This window comes from Sphaerisporangium flaviroseum (assembly GCF_039537005.1).
In the GTDB taxonomy this organism is placed as follows: domain Bacteria; phylum Actinomycetota; class Actinomycetes; order Streptosporangiales; family Streptosporangiaceae; genus Sphaerisporangium; species Sphaerisporangium flaviroseum.
This window is the reverse complement of record NZ_BAAAZR010000063.1, coordinates 66,495-86,829: the sequence shown is the minus strand read 5'-3', so window position 1 is coordinate 86,829 and position 20,335 is coordinate 66,495. Positions and strand designations below refer to the sequence as shown.

15 protein-coding genes are annotated in these 20,335 nt (G+C 70.2%); 5 read left to right on the top strand and 10 right to left on the bottom strand.

Going from position 1 to position 20,335, the window contains the following annotated elements:
- Window positions 1–91: 91 nt before the first annotated feature.
- Window positions 92–2,125 carry an AfsR/SARP family transcriptional regulator gene (locus ABD810_RS39600; RefSeq protein WP_344953204.1) on the bottom strand — a complete coding sequence of 678 codons (2,034 nt, stop codon included), beginning with the start codon at window positions 2,123–2,125 and terminating at the stop codon, window positions 92–94.
- Between the two features lie 539 nt (window positions 2,126–2,664).
- Between ABD810_RS39600 and ABD810_RS39595 the strand changes: the two genes are divergently transcribed.
- The 3 genes from ABD810_RS39595 to ABD810_RS39585 are packed head-to-tail and all read left to right on the top strand — an operon-like array spanning window position 2,665 to window position 6,243.
- Window positions 2,665–4,335, top strand: coding sequence for an acetyl-CoA carboxylase carboxyltransferase subunit alpha (locus tag ABD810_RS39595; protein ID WP_344953202.1), 1,671 nt, complete (start codon window positions 2,665–2,667; stop codon window positions 4,333–4,335).
- Window positions 4,336–4,369: 34 nt separating this feature from the next.
- Entirely contained in the window at window positions 4,370–4,846 is a 477-nt protein-coding gene (locus ABD810_RS39590) for an acetyl-CoA carboxylase biotin carboxyl carrier protein (RefSeq protein ID WP_344953200.1), read from the top strand.
- Between the two features lie 38 nt (window positions 4,847–4,884).
- Window positions 4,885–6,243 (top strand): acetyl-CoA carboxylase biotin carboxylase subunit, encoded by a 1,359-nt coding sequence (locus ABD810_RS39585; RefSeq protein WP_344953198.1) that lies wholly within the window; start codon window positions 4,885–4,887, stop codon window positions 6,241–6,243.
- 159 nt (window positions 6,244–6,402) lie between these two features.
- On the opposite strand, the gene ABD810_RS39580 is transcribed toward ABD810_RS39585, so the two are convergent.
- Both ABD810_RS39580 and ABD810_RS39575 read right to left on the bottom strand, forming a co-directional pair.
- Window positions 6,403–7,419, bottom strand: coding sequence for a tyrosine-type recombinase/integrase (locus tag ABD810_RS39580; protein ID WP_344953195.1), 1,017 nt, complete (start codon window positions 7,417–7,419; stop codon window positions 6,403–6,405).
- Between the two features lie 286 nt (window positions 7,420–7,705).
- A complete protein-coding gene (locus tag ABD810_RS39575) occupies window positions 7,706–8,743 on the bottom strand; it encodes a tyrosine-type recombinase/integrase (RefSeq protein WP_344953193.1) in 1,038 nt (345 codons plus the stop codon).
- A 637-nt stretch (window positions 8,744–9,380) separates the two neighbouring features.
- Between ABD810_RS39575 and ABD810_RS39570 the strand changes: the two genes are divergently transcribed.
- The gene (locus ABD810_RS39570; protein WP_344953191.1) at window positions 9,381–12,068 is read left to right on the top strand and encodes a WXG100-like domain-containing protein; all 2,688 of its coding nucleotides are present in this window, start codon (window positions 9,381–9,383) and stop codon (window positions 12,066–12,068) included.
- Window positions 12,069–12,589: 521 nt separating this feature from the next.
- Window positions 12,590–13,432: a CPBP family intramembrane glutamic endopeptidase gene (locus ABD810_RS39565; protein WP_344953189.1), complete on the top strand. Its 843-nt coding sequence runs from the start codon at window positions 12,590–12,592 to the stop codon at window positions 13,430–13,432.
- A 39-nt stretch (window positions 13,433–13,471) separates the two neighbouring features.
- Here the strand turns inward: ABD810_RS39565 and ABD810_RS39560 are convergent, their stop codons facing one another.
- The 7 genes from ABD810_RS39560 to ABD810_RS39530 form a co-directional block, all read right to left on the bottom strand.
- Window positions 13,472–13,810: a hypothetical protein gene (locus tag ABD810_RS39560; RefSeq protein WP_344953187.1), complete on the bottom strand. Its 339-nt coding sequence runs from the start codon at window positions 13,808–13,810 to the stop codon at window positions 13,472–13,474.
- 313 nt (window positions 13,811–14,123) lie between these two features.
- Window positions 14,124–15,224, bottom strand: a complete 1,101-nt coding sequence (locus tag ABD810_RS39555; protein WP_344953185.1) for a winged helix DNA-binding domain-containing protein — start codon at window positions 15,222–15,224, stop codon at window positions 14,124–14,126.
- Between the two features lie 4 nt (window positions 15,225–15,228).
- Complete coding sequence (locus tag ABD810_RS39550; RefSeq protein WP_344953183.1) at window positions 15,229–15,387, bottom strand: hypothetical protein; 159 nt, start codon at window positions 15,385–15,387, stop codon at window positions 15,229–15,231.
- A gap of 628 nt (window positions 15,388–16,015) precedes the next feature.
- Entirely contained in the window at window positions 16,016–16,543 is a 528-nt protein-coding gene (locus ABD810_RS39545) for a hypothetical protein (RefSeq protein WP_344953181.1), read from the bottom strand.
- Between the two features lie 221 nt (window positions 16,544–16,764).
- The gene (locus ABD810_RS39540) at window positions 16,765–17,910 is read right to left on the bottom strand and encodes a WD40 repeat domain-containing protein (RefSeq protein ID WP_344953179.1); all 1,146 of its coding nucleotides are present in this window, start codon (window positions 17,908–17,910) and stop codon (window positions 16,765–16,767) included.
- A 359-nt stretch (window positions 17,911–18,269) separates the two neighbouring features.
- Window positions 18,270–19,130, bottom strand: coding sequence for a methyltransferase (locus ABD810_RS39535; RefSeq protein WP_344953177.1), 861 nt, complete (start codon window positions 19,128–19,130; stop codon window positions 18,270–18,272).
- 123 nt (window positions 19,131–19,253) lie between these two features.
- Window positions 19,254–19,844 (bottom strand): helix-turn-helix domain-containing protein, encoded by a 591-nt coding sequence (locus ABD810_RS39530; protein ID WP_344953175.1) that lies wholly within the window; start codon window positions 19,842–19,844, stop codon window positions 19,254–19,256.
- Window positions 19,845–20,335: the final 491 nt, after the last annotated feature.

Genomic DNA, 20,335 nt, shown 5'->3' with positions numbered 1-20,335 from the left:
CTTTCGTCGCTAGGAGCATGGTGTCCGGGACGCCTGGATTACCGCTGATGCAGCGCTAGTGCCGGTGAATCGGGGGACGAAAGGCCGCCGTTCAGGGGCCCAGCACGCGGGCCGCGCCGCCGTTGACGCACTCGGCGGAGGGCACCGGCAGGGGATAGGACCCGTCCTGGCCGCCACCCGCCAGGGCATCGGCGCCGCCATGGCGCTCGACGTCACCGGCCGCCGGGGCCGGTATCGCGGCGGGCCCTCTCGCGGGCTCGGCCATACGATGCTCGCCGGCATGGCCGTCGGCCACCGGCTCCGCGTAGGTGTCCAGCTCCCTCTCCAGGCACTCCCTGGCGTACAGCCGGACCAGCTCGTGGATCGCGTACCGCACCTCGCCCAGCGGCCCCGGCCGCGCGGTCAGCAGGCAGCAGTCGGCCAGGCGCGCCAGCAGCCGCTCGGCGTGGTCGGGCGCGCAGCCCAGCAGCGCGCCGGCCTGCCCGGTGGTGATGTGCGGCGTCTGCAGCAGGCCGAGGAGCCGGAACAGGCTCCTCTCCGGCTCGGCCAGCCGCTCGTAGGTGCCGCGGAACGCCGTGCGCACGTCCAGGTCGGCCACGCACAGGTCCGAGAGCCGGGAGCGGGGGTCCTCCAGTCGCTCGGCGAACTTGGTGAGCGTCAGCCCCTGGCTCGCCGCCAGCCGGGACCCGGCGCACCGAAGGGCCAGCGGGAGCCGCCCGCACAGCCGCACGATCTGCTCGGCCGCGATGCGCTCGCTCTCCAGCCGGGCCGGGCCGATGATCCTCGCGAGCAGTTCCAGACCCTCGCCGGCGCTCAGCGGGTCCAGCTCGACCATGTGCGCGCCGGCGAACCCGTGCAGCCCGAACCTGCTGGTCACGATCACCGCGCAGCCGGCCGACCCGGGCAGCAGCGGCTGGATCTGCGCGGCCCCGCCGGCGTCGTCGAGCACGATCAGCACCTGCCGGTCGCTGCACCAGGTACGGAACAGCTTGCTGCGCTCGTCGCGGTCGGCGGGGATGTCGCCCGGCGTGATCCCCGCGGCCCGCAGGAAACCGGCCAGCACCTCGGCCGGATCGGCCGGGGCTCCCTCGCCGCCGAGCTCGGCGAAGAACTGCCCGGCGGGGAAACCGGCCCTGACGCGGTGGGCGGTGTGGACCGCAAGCGCCGTCCCGCCGACGCCCGGCATCCCGCTGATGCAGATCACCCGTACGGCGGTGCCGGACTCGGCGGGGCCGGAGAGGACGGCGGCGATCTGGTCGCCCACTTGCTCGCGCCCCACGAAGTCGGCGATGTCACCGGGAAGCTGCGCCGGTTTGGCGGCGCCCGCCCGCTCGGGGGCCCGGGGAGCGGCCTCCGGCCGTGGCTCCAGGTCCGGCTGCTCCAGGGCGGGGTCGCCCGACAGCAGGCGCTGCTGCAGGCGGCACAGCGCGGGGGAGGGCTCCAGCCCGAGCTGGCCGACCAGGACCTGGCGCAGGTTCTGGAACACCTCCAGCGCCTCGCCGCGCCGCCCCACCTGGTACAGGGCGGTCATCAGCTTGGCGTAGAAGTCCTCGTTGAGCGGGTAGGTGGCGATGAGCTCCTTGAGCTCGCTGATGAGCTCGCGGTGCCTGCCCAGCCGCAGGTCGGCGTCCAGGCGCAGCTGCAGGGCGCGCAGCCGGCTCTCCTCCAGGCGGGTGATCTGCGCCGACAGCAGTTCCCCCGCGGCCAGGTTGGCCAGGGCGGGTCCCCGCCACAGGGCGAGGGCCTGGGAGAGCGCCTCGGTGGCGTGTTCGGGTTCCTGGCGCTCCAGCGCGCTCCATCCGTCGGCGACCAGCCGTTCGAAGCGGTAGACGTCGATGGTCTCGGGGGAGGTGGCCAGCAGATAGCCGTAGGGTTTGGTGACGACCGTGGCGGGGCCGCTGGTGCCGAGCATCTTGCGCAGTTTGTAGACGTAGGTGTGCAACGTGGGCAGGGCGGTCGGCGGGGGGCGTTCGCCCCACAACTCGTCGATCAGCTCGCGGGTGGACACTATCTGGTTGTGCCGCAGGACGAGCATCGCCAGTACGGCTCGGACCTTCGCCGCGCTAGGTGTCAATTCAGAGGTGTCGTCGACGACTTGCAGCGAGCCCAGAACCCGGAATTCCATGTGATCTCCGCAGCTGATCGGCAACCTCGTCCAGATGGCCCGCGCACGGTGCCGGCGTGACCTCGACTCCTGGTGGACTTCTCGAATTTAGATGGTGCCGCTTCTCGGAACGTCCGGAAAAATGGCTCATGAGCACAAAATCTCCGAAAAAGTCCTGGTCTAGTACTATATTCTTTACCTGGTCTGGGATTTCCGAATAGTGACGTCCTGGTGCGGCCGTGCACTCCCGGCCCGACGCCTGTCCGCTTTGATATGAAATAACAGCTTATTTCGGCATTACAGCGTTAGGTTGCGGCGAGAACCCCGCACCACCACGCCCCCGCCCCAGCACCGGTCCAGCGCCACCCAAGGCCCCGCGACCCCACCCGGACCAGCGCGCGTCCATCGCCCCCCAAGCGATCGACCAGCGCCTCAAGGCATGGTTCCGGAAGCAGGAGGTTCGCTGCGCGTACCAACGACCAACGCACCTCCGGCACATCACCGAGAGGAACGCACATGCGAGCACACGCCTGCTGCGCGGCGACCAGGCAGGCCGCCGCGTGACCGCCACCGCAGCCACCTCCTCACTGTGGGTCCGCTGCCCCGGCTGCGAGGGGCCGATGTACGGCGAGCACTACCAGAGGAACCAGCGGGTATGCCCAGGCTGCGGGCACCACGACCGGCTGAGCTCCCACGACCGCCTGGACCGGCTCCTGGACCCCGGATCGATGCGCCCGATCACCGCCGCGCCCACCGCGGCCGACCCGCTGCGGTTCACCGACACCCTGCCCTACCGCACCCGCCTGGAGCAGACCCGCCTGCGCACCGGCCTGCACGAGGCCGTCACCTGCGGCACCGCCGCGATCCTCGGCCACCCCGCCGTCGCCGCCGTCATGGACTTCGCATTCATGGGCGGCAGCCTCGGCTGCGCCGTCGGCGAGCACATCACCGCCGCGGCCGAGCACGCCCTGGCCCAACGCCTGCCACTGGTCATCGTCACCGCCTCCGGCGGCGCCCGCATGCAGGAGGGCGCACTCGCCCTGATGCAGATGGCCAAGACCAGCCAGGCACTCGCCGACCTCGACGACGCCGGCCTGCTCACCATCTCGGTGATCACCGACCCCACCTACGGAGGCGTCGCCGCCTCCTTCGCCACCCTCACCGACCTCATCATCGCCGAGGCCGGCGCCCACATGGGATTCGCCGGCCCCAGGGTCATCGCCGGCACCCTCAAGCAGACCCTGCCCGAAGGCTTCCAGACCGCCGAGACGCTCCTCGCCGGCGGCCTGGTCGACGGCGTGCGAAAACGCGCCGAACTCACACCCGCCCTCGCCCACCTGCTCTCGACGGCCACCTGGGCCAAAAACGGCCGCACCGTCCCCGACGCATGGCGGGCCACCGCCCCCCACCTGGTGCACCGCCCCGAGGACCTGCCCGAACGCGACGCCTGGCACACCGTCGCCCTCGCCCGCGACCCCGGACGCCCCACCACCCTCGACTACGCCTGCTACCTCACCGAGGACTTCCACGAACTACGCGGAGACCGCATCTCAGGAGACTGCCCCGCCATCGTCGCCGGCATCGGCCGCCTCGACGAGGTACCGATCATGCTGATCGGCCACCAGAAGGGCCACGACACCCGCGAACTGGTCACCCACAACTTCGGCATGGGCTCCCCGGCCGGATTCCGCAAGGCCGCCCGCCTGATGCGCCTGGCCGACAAACTCGGCCTGCCGATCCTCACCCTCATCGACACCCCCGGCGCCTACGCCGGCATCGAGGCCGAAGCAGGCGGCCAAGCCCACGCCATCGCCGCCAACCTGCGGCTGATGTCCCGCCTCCGCGTCCCGGTCGTCGCCGTCGTGACCGGCGAAGGCGGCAGCGGCGGCGCCCTGGCCCTCGGCGTGGCCGACCGCGTCCTGGCCCTGAGCAACGCCGTCTACTCGGTCATCAGCCCCGAAGGCTGCGCGGCCATCCTGTGGCGCGACGCCACCGCCGCGCCCCGCGCCGCCGCCGCCCTGCGCCTGACGACAAGGGACCTGCTACACCACCGCATCATCGACGCCGTCATCCCCGAACCCGACGGCGGCGCCCACCGCGACCCCTCCCTCACCATCCGCCTCGTACGACAGGCCATCACCGCGACGCTGTACGAGCTCACGCGGATGGAACCGGCGGACCTGGTGTCCGCCCGCAGGAGGCGCTTTCGCGACTTCGGAGTCAGCGCCTAGAACTTCGGAGTCAGCGCCTAGAAGGAGGAACCGCATGACAGCCGAATCCACCCGCGTGGACGAGCGCGAACAGGTGCTGGACTGGGTCGTCCGGCACGCCACCCAACTCGGCCACGCCAGCCCGGCCCCGCTACGCAGGATCACCGTCTCCACCGCCACCCTGGCCATCGACGTCGAATGGTCGGCCACCCAGGCCCCCGGCACGCAGTCCCACGCCTCCGAGACCCAACCGGCGCCGGCCGCAGAAAGCACCGGCACGGCCCCGATCCTGCTCACCGCCCCCATGGTCGGCACCTTCTACCGCGCCCAAGAACCAGGGGCGCCACCATTCGTCGAGGTCGGCGACCTGGTCGAGGTGGGACAGCAGGTGGGGATCATCGAGGCGATGAAACTCATGAACGCCGTCCAAGCCGAACACCGCGGACGCGTCAGCGAGATCGTCGCCACCGACGGCGCACCGGTCCAATACGAAGAACCACTGCTGGCCCTGGTACCCGCCGACGGCCACTGATCCCATCCCTTTCCCCGGAGCCTGGAGCCTGGAGCGCGATGTTCACCACAGTTCTGGTCGCCAACCGAGGCGAGATCGCCCTGCGCGTGCTTCGGACGTGCCGCGAAATGGGAGTCCGAACGGTCGTCGCCCACTCCACCGTGGACCGCGACTCCCCGGCGGTACGCCTGGCCGACGAATCCATCCAGATCGGGCCGGCGGCCCCGAGACACAGCTACCTCAACCCCGCCGCGATCGTCACCGCCGCCCTGCAGACCGGCGCCGAGGCGATCCACCCCGGCTACGGCTTCCTCTCCGAGAGCGCCGAATTCGCCGAGATCTGCCAGGCCCACGGGCTGACCCTGATCGGCCCCCCGGCACCGGTGATCGCACGCCTGGGGGACAAGGTCTCGGCACGCGAGTTCGCCCTACAAGCCAAACTGCCCGTCCTGCCCGGCGGAGCCGGCCCGGCCGCCGGCGCCACCGAAGCCGCCCGCACCGCCGACGCCGTCGGCTACCCCGTCGTGATCAAAGCCTCGGCGGGAGGCGGCGGCCGAGCGATGACGGTCGTACACGAACCCGGCGACTTCGCCCGCGCGTTCGCCACCACCCGCCGCGAGGCGATCGCCCTGTTCGGCGACCCCCGGGTGTACGTGGAGAAGTACCTCGACGCCGCCCGGCACGTCGAGGTACAGATCCTCGCCGACGGCCACGGCAACGTCATCCACCTGGGCGCCCGCGACTGCTCGGTACAGCGGCGCAGGCAGAAGCTCATCGAGGAGACGCCACCGCCCAACCTGCCCACCGCCACGATCGAACACCTCGGCGAGATCACCGTGCGCGCCGCCCAGCTGGCCGGGTACGTCGGGGCCGGTACATTCGAGTACGTACTGGACGAGCACGGCGCCTGCCACTTCATCGAGGTCAACTGCCGGCTCCAGGTCGAACACCCCATCACCGAGATGGTCACCGGCATCGACCTGGTCCGCGAGCAGCTGCTCGTCGCCGCCGGGCAACGCCTGTCGTACGAGCAGTCGGACATCGCCTGCTCCGGCGTCTCCATCGAATGCCGCGTGAACGCGGAGGACCCCGCACGGGGATTCCTGCCGACCCCCGGGATCATCGAGGAGTTCATCCCACCCGGCGGCCCGTTCACCCGCGTCGACACCCACGCGGCGCCGAACCAGCGCATCACCGCCGACTACGACCCGCTGATCGCCAAGGTGTCGGTGTGGGCACCGACCCGCGCCCAAGCCCTCGCCCGGGCGCACCGCGCACTGGAGGAGTTCACGATCAGGGGACCGGGGCTCTGCACCGACCTGGCCTTCCTGAGGGAGGTGCTGGCCCACCCGCTCTTCCGGTACGCCAAGCACACCACCTCACTGGTCGAACAGATGATGTCCACCCCGATGAGCTGACCCAAGGCTGCTAGAGGCACCGTATCAATCTACAATGTAAAGGCGGTCAGAGTTGAGAAAACACACACATAGGAACCTCAGACCCCAGCAACCACCAGGGCAGCCACCTCAGCAGGAAACGCGACGGGGGAGAGCAGCCGCCCAAGCACACCGGACCGGCTACTCGCTCGACGCCTGACGGCGAAGAAGGGGATGGGCGCGCACAGCGACCTCGAGCTCACCCGGCAACTCGTCACGGTAACGGCCCAGCGTCGCCAGGTCGCTGTGCCCGAGCACCCGGCGGACCGCGTCCATGTCGACCGCGTCGGCGAGCAGGTGAGTGGCCGTCGTGTGCCGCAACCCATGAGGGGTCACCGTACGCCGCTGCGCCGGATCGACCCGCCGCTGAACCCGGTCGATCACCGCCTGGACATCACCCCTGGCCAGCCGCCTGCCCCGCCACGACAACAACAGCGCCTTCTCCGCCGTGGCGGGGCGGCTGCCCGACAGGTAGACATCGAGCACCCCCGCCACATCGGCCGGCAACGGCACATCACGCGTGCGGCCGCCCTTGCCGAAGATGCGCCAGTAGCGCACCCCGTCGTTGGTGTAGAAGTCCTCGACGTTCGCCCGCACCAGCTCCGACACCCGGGGACCGAGCGTCGACAGCAACAGCACGATCAGCGCGTCACGCACCTCGGTGCGCTGGTCACGCCGCCCGCCCTCCGGCTCGGCCACCGTGAGCGACCGGGCCGCCCCCACCAGGCCCTGCGCCTGCTCCTTGGTCAGGGCCCGCCGCTCGGCCCGCAGGCCACCACGCTCCTTGGCCATGACCGTCGCCGCCGTCATCGGATTGACCTGCACCCACCCGGCCAGCGTCGCGTACTTGAAGAACGCCGACACCGACCGGCGGAAACGCGACTGCGAGGAAGCGCTCTGCGACTCACCACCGGGGGAGGAGCGCCGCCCATCGGGTTTGCGGGCGAACCCCAGCAACACCGCGTCCACATCCTCACCGGTGAGGTCGTCGAGCACCCTCCCGGCTCCGGCGAGGCTCACGAACGTCGCCACGTCCCGCGCGTACAACTCGGCCGTCGCGGGAGACAGCGCCCCCGTCACGGTCTTCGCACGCACTAACTCCACATAACGGTCGGCGGACTCCTCGACGGTGAGTCGTTTCAGCTCGGCGGGCCGCATCGATCAGCTCAGTCCTCTCGGCCGGGAACTCGCCGACCGTACCGGCTGCCACCGACATTTCCGCAACCACTCCACCTCCCACCGGCACCGGCCAGGCCCCTCAACCGGCCGAAAAGGACATGACAAGCCCGGAACGGGCCGACATGGCTGACGGCGCCCTCGTCCGAGAGGGCGATCCCGCGGCCTGGGCGTCTCCTACCTCGGGTACACCGGCCAGCTCGTCCAGATCACCGCGACGGCCGTCATCCCCTGACCCGTGCCGCCGGTTCACCAGAGACCGCGGCGCCTACGGCGGGGTGTGGTCCTGAGCCGGGTGGTCACCGTCGCCGACCGGCCGTAGCCGGTCCAGCACGCCGTACGCCGGGTTGCCCCGTGCGGCACTGCGCACCTCGCGGGCGGTGGAGGCGACATAAGCCTGTCCGGTGACGATGGAGGAGTGACCGAGCAGCTCCATCAGCTCGTGCGCCGAAGCGCCGCGTTCGGCCAGGCGGGTGGCGAACTCGTGCCGCAGCGCGTGCACCAGGGTGCCCTTCTGTACCCGGTCATGGATGCCGGCGTACCGGTAGCACTGGCGCACCAGGTACTGCAGCCCGCCCCGCTGCAGCGGGGCGTTGTGGGTGTCGACCAGCAGGGCGGCCGACCGGGGGAGCGTGGCGAGGCCGAAGCGGCGCAGGCGGCTGTCGAGGTAGGCGTCGATGAGGTGCTCGATGGGCGGTTCGATCGGCAGCGAGCGGGTCTTGCCGCCCTTGCCGACCACCTGGATCCTGCGGTCGCCGGGGGCGCCGCCGATCGAGCCGAGCCGTACGCTCAGCAGCTCCGCCGAGCGCATGCCGGTGACCAGCGCCAGCGCCAGGACCACCAGGTCGCGCTCGACCCAGGGGTCGCGGGCCTTGCGGGCGCCGGCGGCGATCCGCTCCAGCAGGGTCGCCGACGCCGATCCGTCGCCCAGCAGGGGCTTTGGGGCCTTGGCAGGCTGTTTGGGGCGGGGGACCGCCGCCATCGGATTGCCCTCCAGCATTCCTTCGGCGACGCAGAAGGTGAGGAACTGGTTCCAAGCGCTCCATGCCCGGTTGACGCTGGCGGGGGAGCGGGGTTCGGCGAAGCCGGCGAACGCGGTGCGTACCAGGCGTCCGCTCAGGTGGCGGATCTCCAGCTCGTTGACCGGCGTCCCGGCCACCTCGGCGGCGGCCTGGGACACCAGGTGCAGGTCGCGCTGGTATCCGGCGATGGTGTGCGGGGAGAGTTTCTTGGTCCGCAGCGAGGACATGTATTCGGCGATGGCTTCGGGTACGCGCATGAGTACCAGGGGCTCGCGGTCACCCATGGCGGCCTCCGCGCCGGGCCAGGGGAGCAGGTTCGAAGCGTGACATAAGTGTCTGTGATTATGCATGAGACCGGGGAGGCGGGCGTGTTGACACGCCGTGGGTACAGCCGGTCAACGTGGTGATCAGTCTGCGGGGATCACTTCGGGGTCGACCGGCCATTCGCTGAGGAGTGTCTGCGCGGCGGTGGCGGCGGTCATGGGTGCACGCGTGCCGTAGGAGGGGTGGCAGGGACTGGAGCTCTACGGGGTGGCGGCAGGGGGGCATCCGCGTAAGTGATGCATAAGTGCGATTATGCATCAAACATGGGTGAGTGCCCGCCGAGAGGGCCACCGCGCCCGGCTGAGCGGCGCGACGCCTGGACATCACCGGCCACCAACGGCACAGCCGCCCCGCCGGCTCGACGCGTCCTCACGCGCCGGCTTTCGCCCGGCCCGAATCGACCAATGATCCAGGGCTCGAATCGACCGAAACCCGAACGATTTCCGGGTCCGATGCCACAATGCTCCGAGCGCGATTCTGGTGAGGGCGGGTTGATGCGGTGACGGCGTTGGATGTCAGGCCCGCCCTGTGGCTGGCGGCGGGGCAAGGAATCGACGACGCCTCCCACGCCTGGGACGAGGCGTCGACGACTTCTGCATGGCCCTGACCGGCACCCAGCCCTTCGGCAGTGACGAACTCGGGCGGGCCGCCTACAACGGAGACGCCCACGCAGGCAGCCCCGGCTTCGCGGCGATGCGAGACAGCGCGATCCACGACCTGTCCCTGGCCGTCAACCTGCTCCGCGGCATGGGCCACGCACTGGTCACATCAGGCGAACGCTACCAGCGGGCCGAGCAGACGGTCCTGGACGGCATCGCCCCGCTACACGGTCAAACCCTCCCGGCCCCACACGACTCCGGCCCGGCGGCCCCTTTCACGGTCTACCGGCCACCGGCCGCCGCCGGCAACCTGCCGACCAGCACACCACCCCCCTCGCTGTGGATGCGCGCCCTGTGGCTGCTGCAATCGGTGGGCATCGGATGCGCCTGGCCCGACGGGGACGGCGACGGCCTCGAACGGCTGCGCGACACCGCACGCGCGATGCGGGCCGTCATCGGCCCGGTGGCCGATGACGTCGCGCAACACGCCGGCCGCGTGGCCGGCTCCGGAAGCGGGCCAGCGACCCACGCCTTCACCCGCACCGCACGCCACGTGCACGGTGAGCACGGAGTGCTCTTCCAACTGGCCGGCCACTGCGAAACACTCGCCCTGCACTGCCAGCGATCCGCCGACGCCGTCCGCGCCTCCCAGCGCCAATGCATCGCCTCGGCGCTGTTCGTCATACTGCTGGCCGCCAGCGCGAGCACCCTCGGGGCGTGGGCGCAGGGCCTGGCACTCACCTTCATCCGCCTTGAAGGAATGGCGCTGCGGGTGGCGTTGCGCGTGATCAGGGAGGCCGCGCTGGGCGCGGCCTTCTCCGGTGGCCTGGACACGATCGGCCGGCTCGCCAGGGACGAAGGGTTCGACCCCCGCCGGCTGCTCAACGCCATGGCGCAGGGCGGGATCGCCGGCGGGCTCATGGGCGGCGCACATGCCGCCATCCCCGCGCTCGGCATGCGCTCTCCGGCTCTCACCACCCTGGCAGGATGGCTCCAATCGCCCGGCCCGGCCGGGATGGCCGGCCGCTTCGTGGTCGGCGGCGGCATCGGCACCGCCGCGATCGCCACGACCGGCTGGGTCAGCGGCCACGGTTGGGACTGGCGGCACGCCGCCGAGACCGGTTTCGGCATGGCCCTGGTCGGCCTGGGAGCAGAAGGCTCCGCCCGGGCCGGCATGCGATTGGTCGAAAAATCCGACGGCCGGCCCGGTGGAGCGAACGGCCCGCGATCGGCCCTCGACGACGCGGCCCGCCGGACCGCGCTCGCCGAGACCGCCCCCGAGCGCCGCGCGGCCGAACCTGCCCCCACTCCGCCGGCGAAGGCCGAGCCGACGGCCGCACCGGCGCGCGTCCACGAGCGGACCGGCCAGGCCGGCGAGTCGCTGCCGCACGCCGACGCCCAGATCAGGCGAATGAGCCGGTTCGGCCATGATGACCTCACAGGGCGACGCCCCGGGGAGATCCGCCGCATCCTCACCGAGGAGTCCTCGGCGAGCGGGGGCCACGCCCAGGCCCCGCGCCCGGGCGCCGGCGAAGCCGTCCGAGACGCTCGCCGGGGCGACAACGCGCTCTCGGAGCTGACCAAGCGGCTTTCGCAGATCGACCCCCGAGCCCAGCACTGGCTCGGTGACAGGTATATGGAAGCGCTTTCGAAGCAGGAACTGAGATCGGCGCTGACCGAACGGGTCGAACGCATCGAGAAGGTGTTCCGCCTCGGCCCCTCGGAGCAGCCGTTCCGAGGGATGACCCTGGAGCTCACCGGGAGGGGAAACGAGCAGATCGTCTACACCCCGCGAGAGTATCCCGATGTCGTGCTGAAGATCCGCCACCTGGAGCTGACGGAGAGGCTCGCCGAGGTACGAGCCGAGCACCTGGCCGACCCGGGGATGCTCCAGAGATTGCGGGACGATGCCGGCTACCAGACCGAGTCGCTGGCGCGGCGGCTGTCAACGATGCGGTCGGTCTACGGTGAGGGCCACTCGGTGCCCGTGCAATGCCATGGGGTGGAGTTCCCCTTCCCCGGGCGCGTTCTGAACGAGCTGGGCGTGAAGAACGGCTTCCTGCCCGAGGAGCGTTACACCCTCTCGGCTCACATAGCCGTACAGCCCAAGCTGGACACCGCACGCAGCCTGGACCTCATGACGGGGTTCCCGCCGCCGCGCGCTGAGCGGAACCTGGCCGACGTCCGCGAGATCGGCAACCGGTGGGTGGACATGACCGCCTCCTCGGCGTTCGACGCCGAGCTGCTGGCGCGGGCGCGTCCGAGGAGCTCGATGGTGAGACTGTGGCAGGCCTGGCAGCACGATCCGGAGCTGGCCGTCTCGTTGGGCGACTTCATCATCAAGACCCGGGAGTACTCGGAGACCTCGCGCGAGCTCCTTGCGCTGCGCGGCAGCGGAAACGTGGTCTTCCAGCAGCAGGGACGCGTCTGGAACTACCACCTTCTGGACGCCCTGGGTCCATCGGCTCATTGGCTTTCCCTGGACAAGTCGGTCGAGTGGTTTCGCCGCGTGCGCGATGGAGAGGTGCTGTACGGCTTTGACCGCAACTTGGCGACCAGCACCTTCGACACCTACTCGATGCTGAACGCCATCGGGATGTCCCTGGGCGTGGGGCCCTACTTCACGCTGCCCAAGGACCTCCGGCCGTATCCGTGGGAGCGGTTCGTGGAGAACGGCATGATGTAGGACCCCCGAAGCCGCTCTTGTGCGGTGTGGTGTGGCCGGGCCGTGGATGCTCCCCTGCTGGAGGGGGTGGGTGGTCGTGTCGGGATGGACCGAGGTGTCCTGCCGTTCACCCGTGAACGATTTTGGTCGGGGGACGTCGGCGAGGGCGGGCGTAGGCGTCAGATGCTAAACCAGACAGAATAGCGCTTCTGTACGGTTAAAGGTGTTTTCTGGGCGGGTCTCTTTCCGGGTGCGCCGTGAACAAGGGAGATTGCGGGCGTCCGCGCCCGCTGGGAGACCCCGGTCGGGCCTGGTGAGGTTCTATGGTGGCGATCATGGACCTGCATTCCAAGGACGCTCAGGGAGAGCCTCTCCCCCGGCGAACAGAGGCGTTCGATGTCGCCAAGTACGTTCAAGGTCGGTGGCTGATCCCGGTCGCGTTTGGGGCATGGTGGGAGAAATCGCAGGTTGGGTGCGCGGATAGTGCCGTTGTTGGTGGTGTTGGCGTGCGCGTGGGGTGCCGTTGTTCCTAGCGTTGGCGTATGAGGATCTTCCGTACGACCGGCGGGCGGTTGAGGCCTGGGTGGTACTGCCTGATGGCGGTCGGCGGGCTGGTGGCGTCGGTGGTCGCGGGAATGGTGGCGGCGCTGGCGGCGGGGCTGGTTCCGGGCGTTCCTGAGGTCGCCGCCGTGGTGGGCGTGGACGTGGTGATGGCGCTGCTGGCGGTGTCGCTGGTCGGCGGTGCGCGGCGTTTCGTGGATCGCCGGCCGGGAGGTGAGCCGGGTTTGGGGTTCACTGCGAGGGTTGTCCCCCAGGTGCTCGTGGGACTTGCCGCCGGTTTCCTGGTGATCGTCGTGGCCGACGGGTTGTGCGTGGTGCTGGGCGCGGCGCGGTGGGAGGTCAGGCTGACGGCCGACCGGGTGGTGGTCGTGGTCGCGGGGGCTCTGCTGGCGCAGGCGGTGCCGGAGGAGTTGTGGTTCCGGGGGTATCTGTTCCGTAACTTGAGTGCGGTGTGGCGGCCGGGTACGGCGTTGGTGGTCAGCTCGCTGGTGTTCGGGGTGCTGCACATCGTGTCTCACAGCGAGGCGGTGACGCTGACCGAGCGGGTGTTGTACGTGGCGCAGGCGGCGGTGATGGGCGGGTTGCTGGTGGTGTGCCGGATCGCGGGTGGGGATCTGTGGTTGCCGATCGGCGTGCACGCGGGGCACAACATCGCGGCGGGGAGCTTCATCGCCCCGGGTGCGGGCTTGTACGCGGTCATGTTGGGGTGCGAGATGGTGGTGATGGCGGCCGTCGCGTGGATCGTCCTGCGTTCGAGGCCGTCTGGGCAGCGGCTGCCGGTGAACCGCCTGCCGGCTACTCCCCCGGGTTCGGCACCGCAGTGAAGGCCGCACCGGTGCCGCGTCGGGGCCGGGTTGTGCGTGTCAGCTCTCGTCCTCGTCGCGTGTGTCGGACCTGTCCCGGCAGGCGGTACGGCCGCTGTCGTAGCCGTCGGTGTATCCGATCTCGTAGTCCCCTTCGAGCAGGCCGATGTCTCTTCTGCTGATGGGGCTTTTGACCTCGCAGTCTCTCCTGCCGTCCTGGTAGCCGTCGGTGAAGCCTTCGCGGTAGTCCACGGGGTCGCCGGGTGTCGCGGCTGGGGCCCGTGCGGTGTCGGTGTGGGTGCTCGCGGGATCGGCGGAGGCTTGGGCCGCTCCCCCGGGCCACAGCGTGAGCGACAGCAGCGCCGGGCCGAGGAGGGCGAGGGGTCGTCTGCTCACCATGGGCGGTTCCTTCCGTGAGGGCTTTCCGGTGTGTCCGATCCCGGTGTGTCCGAGGGGGTGGGTCGCCACACGCCCATGGTGTCCACTCCCCCGCCACGGCGCCGTGACGCGAGCGTGACCGTCTGCCGCCACCACGACCTTGAAATGAAGGAGCGGTCGATGACGGGATCATGGGGTCAGGAGAACCTCAAACCGGAGTACCGCGGGCGCGATCCGAACGACTGGGGAGCCGGAGGCGGTTCGCAAGGCGCCGGCGGTGTCCGTCGGTTCGTGGCCGGTTGTCGGCGTGGCCGGTGGCTTGCGGGTGTGCCGCTCAGCGGGGAGACGCGGCGATCTGTACGCGGTGGCTGTCGTTGTCGGAGAGGAACGCGGCCAGCGCCCGCCCCTGCTCGGCCACGGTGGTGCGGTCGGTTCGAGAGAAGCGGCGCAGCGGGGTGACGACCACGGTGCCGGCGTTGACGCTCCAGGTCGCGGCGACCCGGCCGTCGACCAGGACAACGCGAGCGCCGGCGACCGACAGGCCGCGGTGGGCGTCGTCGACGATCCGGCTGCGGTCGTGGTAGCCGAGGAGCGCGTTGTCGAACGCCGGCAGGAACCGCACCGGGGCGGGTGTGTCGGGGTCGGGGCGCGGCGCGTCGGGGAGGTCCAGCAGTTCCCGGCCATGCTCGTCGCGGAAGGTGACCAGTTCCTCGCGTATCGCGGCCACTGCTGCCGGTAGTCCGGCGAGGCCGCACCAGGCGCGCAGGTCGGCCGTGGCGGCGGGGCCGAACGCGGCTAGGTAGCGCCGTACCAGCGCTTCGCCGACCGGATCGGAGCCCTTCGGGGCCGGCGGGTCGATCTCGCGTCCCAGCCAGGAGGAGAGCAGGACGTTGCGCACTCCGGCTCTGGTGCGCCACAGCCCGCGCGGTGGTAGCTGTGCCATTGGGATGAGGGCGGCGATCAGCATTTCGCCCAGTGGCCGCGGTCCCGGTGCGGGCCAGCGCTCGGTCAGCGCCCGCGCGAGTTCGGTCATGGAGCGGGGCTCGTCGTCGGCCATCACCGCCCGGCCTGCCGTCGCGAGCTCGTCGAGGTCCACCCCGGTGAGCTCGCGGCGGTAGGTCCCGAGTACCCGTTGGCGCAGCATGAGGTCGTGGCGGGCGCGCCAGGCCAGGGTGTCGTCGGCGGTGAGGAGGTGGACGGTGCGGCGCATGAGGTGGGTCCGTACCACGCTTCGCCGGGTCAGCAGGTCTGAGAGCGTCGCCGGGTCGAACGTGCGCAGCCGCGACCAGAGTCCGACGAACGGTTCCTGCGGTTCCTGTGCTTGCAAGCCGCACAGGTGCGCGATGGCGTCGAGGACGGGCATGTCGGCGTGATCGAGCAGTAACTGGCGGGCGAGGGTCGCGCGGTTGAGTGCGCGGGTGTCGAGAACGGTCATCGGCTCATGCCGCGGCGCACGCGTCGGCGATGTCGGGGTGGCGGGTCTGGGAGAGGTCGATGTGGTCGCTCTGGCGGCGCCGCACCGGGGGCTCGGCGAGGCTCGTGGTGGTGGTGGCGGTCACGGCGTTCGGGCCCTTTGGGTTGCTGTCGTTGGCTGGCACGCGACAACGGTCGCAGGAGAAGCGGTCAGGGAGTGGCCGCTATTCAGGCCATTGTGGGGATCATGGCGGAGAATTCGGCGCGATCGCTGCCGGTGCATTTCCACTAGGGGTGAATGACAACGTCGTGATTGTCGTGCAGCTTGCGACGGCACGCGGTGCCCGCGTGAGTCGTCCTCGACCTGACCCATACCAGTTAGACCGCTACCGACACGACTGAGCGCTCTACTGGTAGCACCCCCTTATAGGGCGCTGCCCTCGGAGGAGATCGACCCTGCGGGTGGCTCCAGGCCTGGCCCCACCCGAATACCAAGACGGGGCAGGGCCTCTCCTCCAGCCGGCACCACCCCGGCCGCCGGGCAGGCCGGGCCGGGGTCGGGTGGGGCGTGGCGGCACCGCTCCCCCACGCTGACCATGGGGCCCATGGCATCTTTGACCTTCACGGCTCATCCGGAAGCCTGGCGGCCCGGGCCGTCGTTGCTGTTGCCGTCCCGGCGCGGTGAACGGATGCGGGTGCGCGTCCTGCGCTACGTGGTCGCCGAACTCGGTGTCGACGCCCGCCTGGTGGACGATTCCGGTCCACCCGGACGCCGGCAAGACGATGTCCCGCGCCCGCGAGATCCTGGGCCCGTCAGCAGTCGCCGAACCAGTCGACCTGGGTGATGGCGAAGAACAAGGCGGGGTCGACCCTCACCGGCGCGCTTCTCACCGTCGCGTAGGGGAAGTTGATCGCGGTCATGGGAACCGAGTCGAACGTACCCGTCGTCAGGATCCGGGTGCCGAACGCGGTCTTGAAGACGAAGTTGGCATGCCAGATGTCGGCGTTGCTGGTCTTTCGCGTGGCGGTGTGGGCCACCCACGTTACGCGGGAGTTGCCGTTCGCGTCGGGCCTGTCCAGGCGCACCGATGAGTTCAGGCTGTCGGTGGTGCCGTTCCCGAACTGCCGGCAGTCCCCGGCCGTGAACGTCACCGGCAGGGCGGAGGTGATGCCTGGCGGTAGTCCCCTGCTCGTGTCGGTCTGCGCGACGGGTGTTCCCAGCTCGCTGCCGGTGGCCGCCTGGGCGGCGACGGGCCAGAGCAGCACCCCTGTGGCGATGGCGGTCAGCGCCAGGGCGCCGCTTCGCCGGATGCTCGCTGCCCGGGGCATGGTGATGCGCATGTCGTTCTCCGTTCGGACCTTTTCTGGTGGATTCGCGAGCGGGCGTCCAATCCCTCCGGACTCGACGTGCTCCCTCAACAGAAGAGGCGGTCCAACCCGGTCCTTGACGTTCCATCGCGTTCCACAGGTCCGCTGGAGGACCGAGCACAGCCCACGGGCGGATTGGGATCAATATGGCACCGCGCCGAGCTGGCGCGGCCTGGCGGCCGCTTAGCCGGTGGTCACCAGGTTGCGCGCGGAGAGTTGCCCTCACCTGGACGCTCGTGGACCGTGATCGGCACCGAGGTGACCGCGCCGTCGGCCAGGTCGGCATGGTAGGCGCGCCACCCGTGCACGTACAGGAGGTGCTCTCCCGTCCCGTCGACGCTGAAGCGCAGGCTCAGTGAGGCGTCGGGCGGCAGCTCCGGCCGGGCCAGGACCTGCGCCGGGCCGCCCGCCAGAGGGATGCGTTCGACGGTGTGCCCGGTCGCGTAGATCAGCGCGCTGCCGTCGGGGGTGTAGGCGAGCGACTCCATCGGCAGGGCGCCCGTGGCGGCCTTGATGATCCGGGATGTGGCGCCGTCCGGGGCGGTGAGGTCGAGCAGAGCGATGGCGCGGCCACCCAGCACGTAGGCGAGCGAGCGGCCGTCCGGGGCCCAGGACAGGCCGCTCACCATCGGGTGCGTCATCGTCTTCCAGTCCCGGCGCCGGCCGGTGGCGACGTCGAGCACGGAGATCTTGGCGCCGCCTCCGATGAGCGGTGTGGAGTAGGCCAGCCGGGTGCCGTCGGCGCTGAGGGCGAGGTCGTGGACCAGAGTCAGGTCGTCGGGGTCGGTTGGCGTGAGGGCCACCGGCTGCTCGGGTCGCCCGTTCTCATCGAGGTGTACCAGGAAGAAGCGAATGGAGGGGTTCGTCGACCCGGTCCAGCCGGCGATGGCGAACGTGCGGTTGTCCCGGGCGGCGGCCGCGAGGTGCCAGGAGCCGGCGATGCCGGGCGGCAGCGGGATGTTGGCGATGAACGCCCCGGTCTCGGCGTTGTGCACGGCCGGCGGTACCGGGGTGAAGACAGCGGTCTTGGACTGGCCGGGGAAACGGGTGAGTGGAGTGCGCGCAGAGACGAAGAACCGCGGTGGGCCCGTCGTGGTCAGGGGCGCTGCGGTCGCCATGGGGTCGGTCAAGGAGGTCGCCATCGGGAACGGGTGCTTTACCGGACCCGAGGACAGCATGGGCGAGGGCGGCGGGACCACCGTGAGCGACGGCAGTGGCGAAGACGCCGGGGGCTGGGGCGTGCTGACGAGCGACACCCGGTCGGCCTCCGGATCGGCGCATCCGGCGGTCAGGACCGCCAGGGCTAAGCCCGCCAGCGTGGCGGACGTACGGGACGACATGCAGAGATCATCGTATGGGACGGTCTTCTTGACCAGCACGGGGCATGCTCAGTTGAGAAACTGTGAGGAATCGCAGAGCCGTGCGGATGGAGACGGCCAGGCCCGCTGCCGCCTCGTTGACGATGGCAAATCGGTGACCGAGGCGGCCCGCACGCTGAAGATCTCGAGATCCACGCCTGCGCAGCACTTGCACAGCACTGACCAGCGATCATCTAGCTACGCGGCCCGTTTCTGCCGTATTCCGGTGGCACCCGCAGAACTGTCACAACCGGTCGTTTGTGAGAGTGCCCTTGCCTCACGCGGATGCGACGGCCTGGTTCCGCGTGACCGCGCCGGACGTGGCACCGCCGCGCTCGGTGTCAGGCGCGCCGGGCGGCCCAGACAGTGCGTTCGGTGCGTACCGTCAGGTCATCGCGGCGCAGGATGCTGTCCGGGCTGCTGGTGTCGAGGAGTTGGTCGAGCGCGGCGAGGTCGTCGGGGGTGAGCCGGTCGGCGATGACGCTGCGGATGCGCTGCAGGACGCCGACGGCGTAGCAGCCGATTGCCTCGCTGCGGTCACCTTCGATGTTGACGGCGATAGTGCGTTCGCCCTCTATGGTGAAGCCTGCGGCGGTCAGCATCGGGCCCCAGTCGGCGCCGCGGTGGGGCAGGTGTTCGGCTTGGCGGCGGTCGGCCGCGGCGTGGACGCGCTCTTCGAGGCCGGGCCGGTCCGCAGGGGCGTTCTCGGGCAGAAAACGGGGGTGGCCGGCCAGTTCCACGACGGCGAACAGGCCGCCGGGCGCGAGCGCGTCGTGGACGGTGCGCAGTGCGCTGTCGGGTTGGGCCATGTGGTGCATCGAGGCCGACGCCCACACCAGGTCGGGTGAGCCGAGGTCCGGCCAGGTGGCTTCGTCGAGGTCGGCCTGCACCGTGCGTACGCGGTCCTCGAGGCCGCGCGCGCATGCCTTGGTGCGCAGGCGCTGAAGGTGGTCGGCGGAGGCGTCGACGGCGGTGATGCGCGCGTCGGGGAAGCGGTCGAGGAGGGCGAAGGTGCCCGCGCCGGTGCCGCAGCCCAGATCCACGATGTGGTGTGGGCCGGTCTTCAGCGGCAGCCATGCGGTGATGGAGGCGGTGTGCTCGGCGAGGACCTCGGCGTCCAGGTCGAGGATCTCCGCCTGGCCGTCGCGGTCGGTGCCGTGGGCGGCGCCGCGGTGAGGGGTGTGGGCGTGTGCGTGGCTCATGCTTTTCACCCTAGGGCGGCTATGCGTCTGTGGCACTAGATATCCCGGTTCGCGCAAGGCGATGACCGGGTGTGCTGCCTGACGCGCAAGAGTCCGTCTCTACGCAGGCCGCGGATCTGGCCGTCACGCGGGAGTGCTCTCGTCGCCGTCGCCGTCGTCGCGCTGGTGGCCGCGGCGGGCGTCGCGGTCGAAGATGCCCAGGATCTCGCAGGGTCCGCCTTCGGCGCCGATCGCGTGCGGCATCATCGTGGGGAATTCGGCCGCCTGGTTGGCCTCGAGGCGGAAGCGGCGGTGGCCGAGCATGAGGATGGCGGTGCCGGACAGGACGACGAGCCATTCGCGCCCCGGGTGGGCACGCATGCGCGCCTGGTTCTCGGGGGGTGGTTCGGTCAGGCGCTGGCGCACCACGCTCATGCCGGGGTCGGCCCTTATGGTCCAGCGCATTCGGCTGTGGGCGGCATCGATCGTCGGGCTGGTGATGACGTCGTCGGTGGCGGTCTCCACGAGCTGATCGAGGGTGGTGTCCAGCGCGCGGGCGAGGGTGACGAGCTGGTCCAGGGCGAGGCGGCGCTGACCGTTCTCGATGCGGCTCAGTGAGGACTGGCTGAGGTTGGCCCGCTTCGCCAGCTCCTCCAGGGACCAGCCCTGTGCCACCCGCAGAGCGCGGAGGCGTTTGCGTACGAGGCTGTCCAAATCTCCATCCTCTTGCGTCATAGGCAACATCGTATGCCCTCAGTGCATATCTGGCTTAGCGTCGTGTGCAGATGGTCCGCAACGTGTGGGGCGGCCACGCACAAGGAAAAGCAGGAGGCCATGGCTGTGACGACTTCTCCGTACGCGAGCGACGCACTGCCCGAGGGGACCGTCGACGCGGTGGTGATCGGCGGGGCTCCGCGGGGCTGAACGGTGCACTTACGCTCGCCCGCTCCCGCCGCTCGGTTGTGACGTGCCACGGTTAATGACGCTGTTTCTGCCGCGCTCTTGTCGTGGTGGTTCGGCAGCTGGTGATGGACTGGTGGGCCTTACAAAGGCCGTTGCCCGGCTCCCGAGTCCTTGGGGCCGGGCAACGGCCTTTTGCGCGATGTTGTTGTGGTGGTGCGCGATTTGGTGTGCTTGGTGTGGGGTGGTCACATCGAGCCGATGACGAGGTTCTTGCGGGCGGTTTCGACGACTTCTTTGGTGACGGTGGACATGTCGTTGATTTT

Coding starts and splice junctions, on each gene's coding strand:
- ABD810_RS39535 (WP_344953177.1), bottom strand. CDS start 19,130: ATGAGCCACGCACACGCCCACACCCCTCACCGCGGCGCCGCCCACGGC.
- ABD810_RS39545 (WP_344953181.1), bottom strand. CDS start 16,543: ATGCGCATCACCATGCCCCGGGCAGCGAGCATCCGGCGAAGCGGCGCC.
- ABD810_RS39600 (WP_344953204.1), bottom strand. CDS start 2,125: ATGGAATTCCGGGTTCTGGGCTCGCTGCAAGTCGTCGACGACACCTCT.
- ABD810_RS39530 (WP_344953175.1), bottom strand. CDS start 19,844: ATGACGCAAGAGGATGGAGATTTGGACAGCCTCGTACGCAAACGCCTC.
- ABD810_RS39555 (WP_344953185.1), bottom strand. CDS start 15,224: ATGACCGTTCTCGACACCCGCGCACTCAACCGCGCGACCCTCGCCCGC.
- ABD810_RS39580 (WP_344953195.1), bottom strand. CDS start 7,419: ATGCGGCCCGCCGAGCTGAAACGACTCACCGTCGAGGAGTCCGCCGAC.
- ABD810_RS39590 (WP_344953200.1), top strand. CDS start 4,370: ATGACAGCCGAATCCACCCGCGTGGACGAGCGCGAACAGGTGCTGGAC.
- ABD810_RS39540 (WP_344953179.1), bottom strand. CDS start 17,910: ATGTCGTCCCGTACGTCCGCCACGCTGGCGGGCTTAGCCCTGGCGGTC.
- ABD810_RS39565 (WP_344953189.1), top strand. CDS start 12,590: ATGAGGATCTTCCGTACGACCGGCGGGCGGTTGAGGCCTGGGTGGTAC.
- ABD810_RS39560 (WP_344953187.1), bottom strand. CDS start 13,810: ATGGTGAGCAGACGACCCCTCGCCCTCCTCGGCCCGGCGCTGCTGTCG.
- ABD810_RS39570 (WP_344953191.1), top strand. CDS start 9,381: ATGGCCCTGACCGGCACCCAGCCCTTCGGCAGTGACGAACTCGGGCGG.
- ABD810_RS39585 (WP_344953198.1), top strand. CDS start 4,885: ATGTTCACCACAGTTCTGGTCGCCAACCGAGGCGAGATCGCCCTGCGC.
- ABD810_RS39575 (WP_344953193.1), bottom strand. CDS start 8,743: ATGGGTGACCGCGAGCCCCTGGTACTCATGCGCGTACCCGAAGCCATC.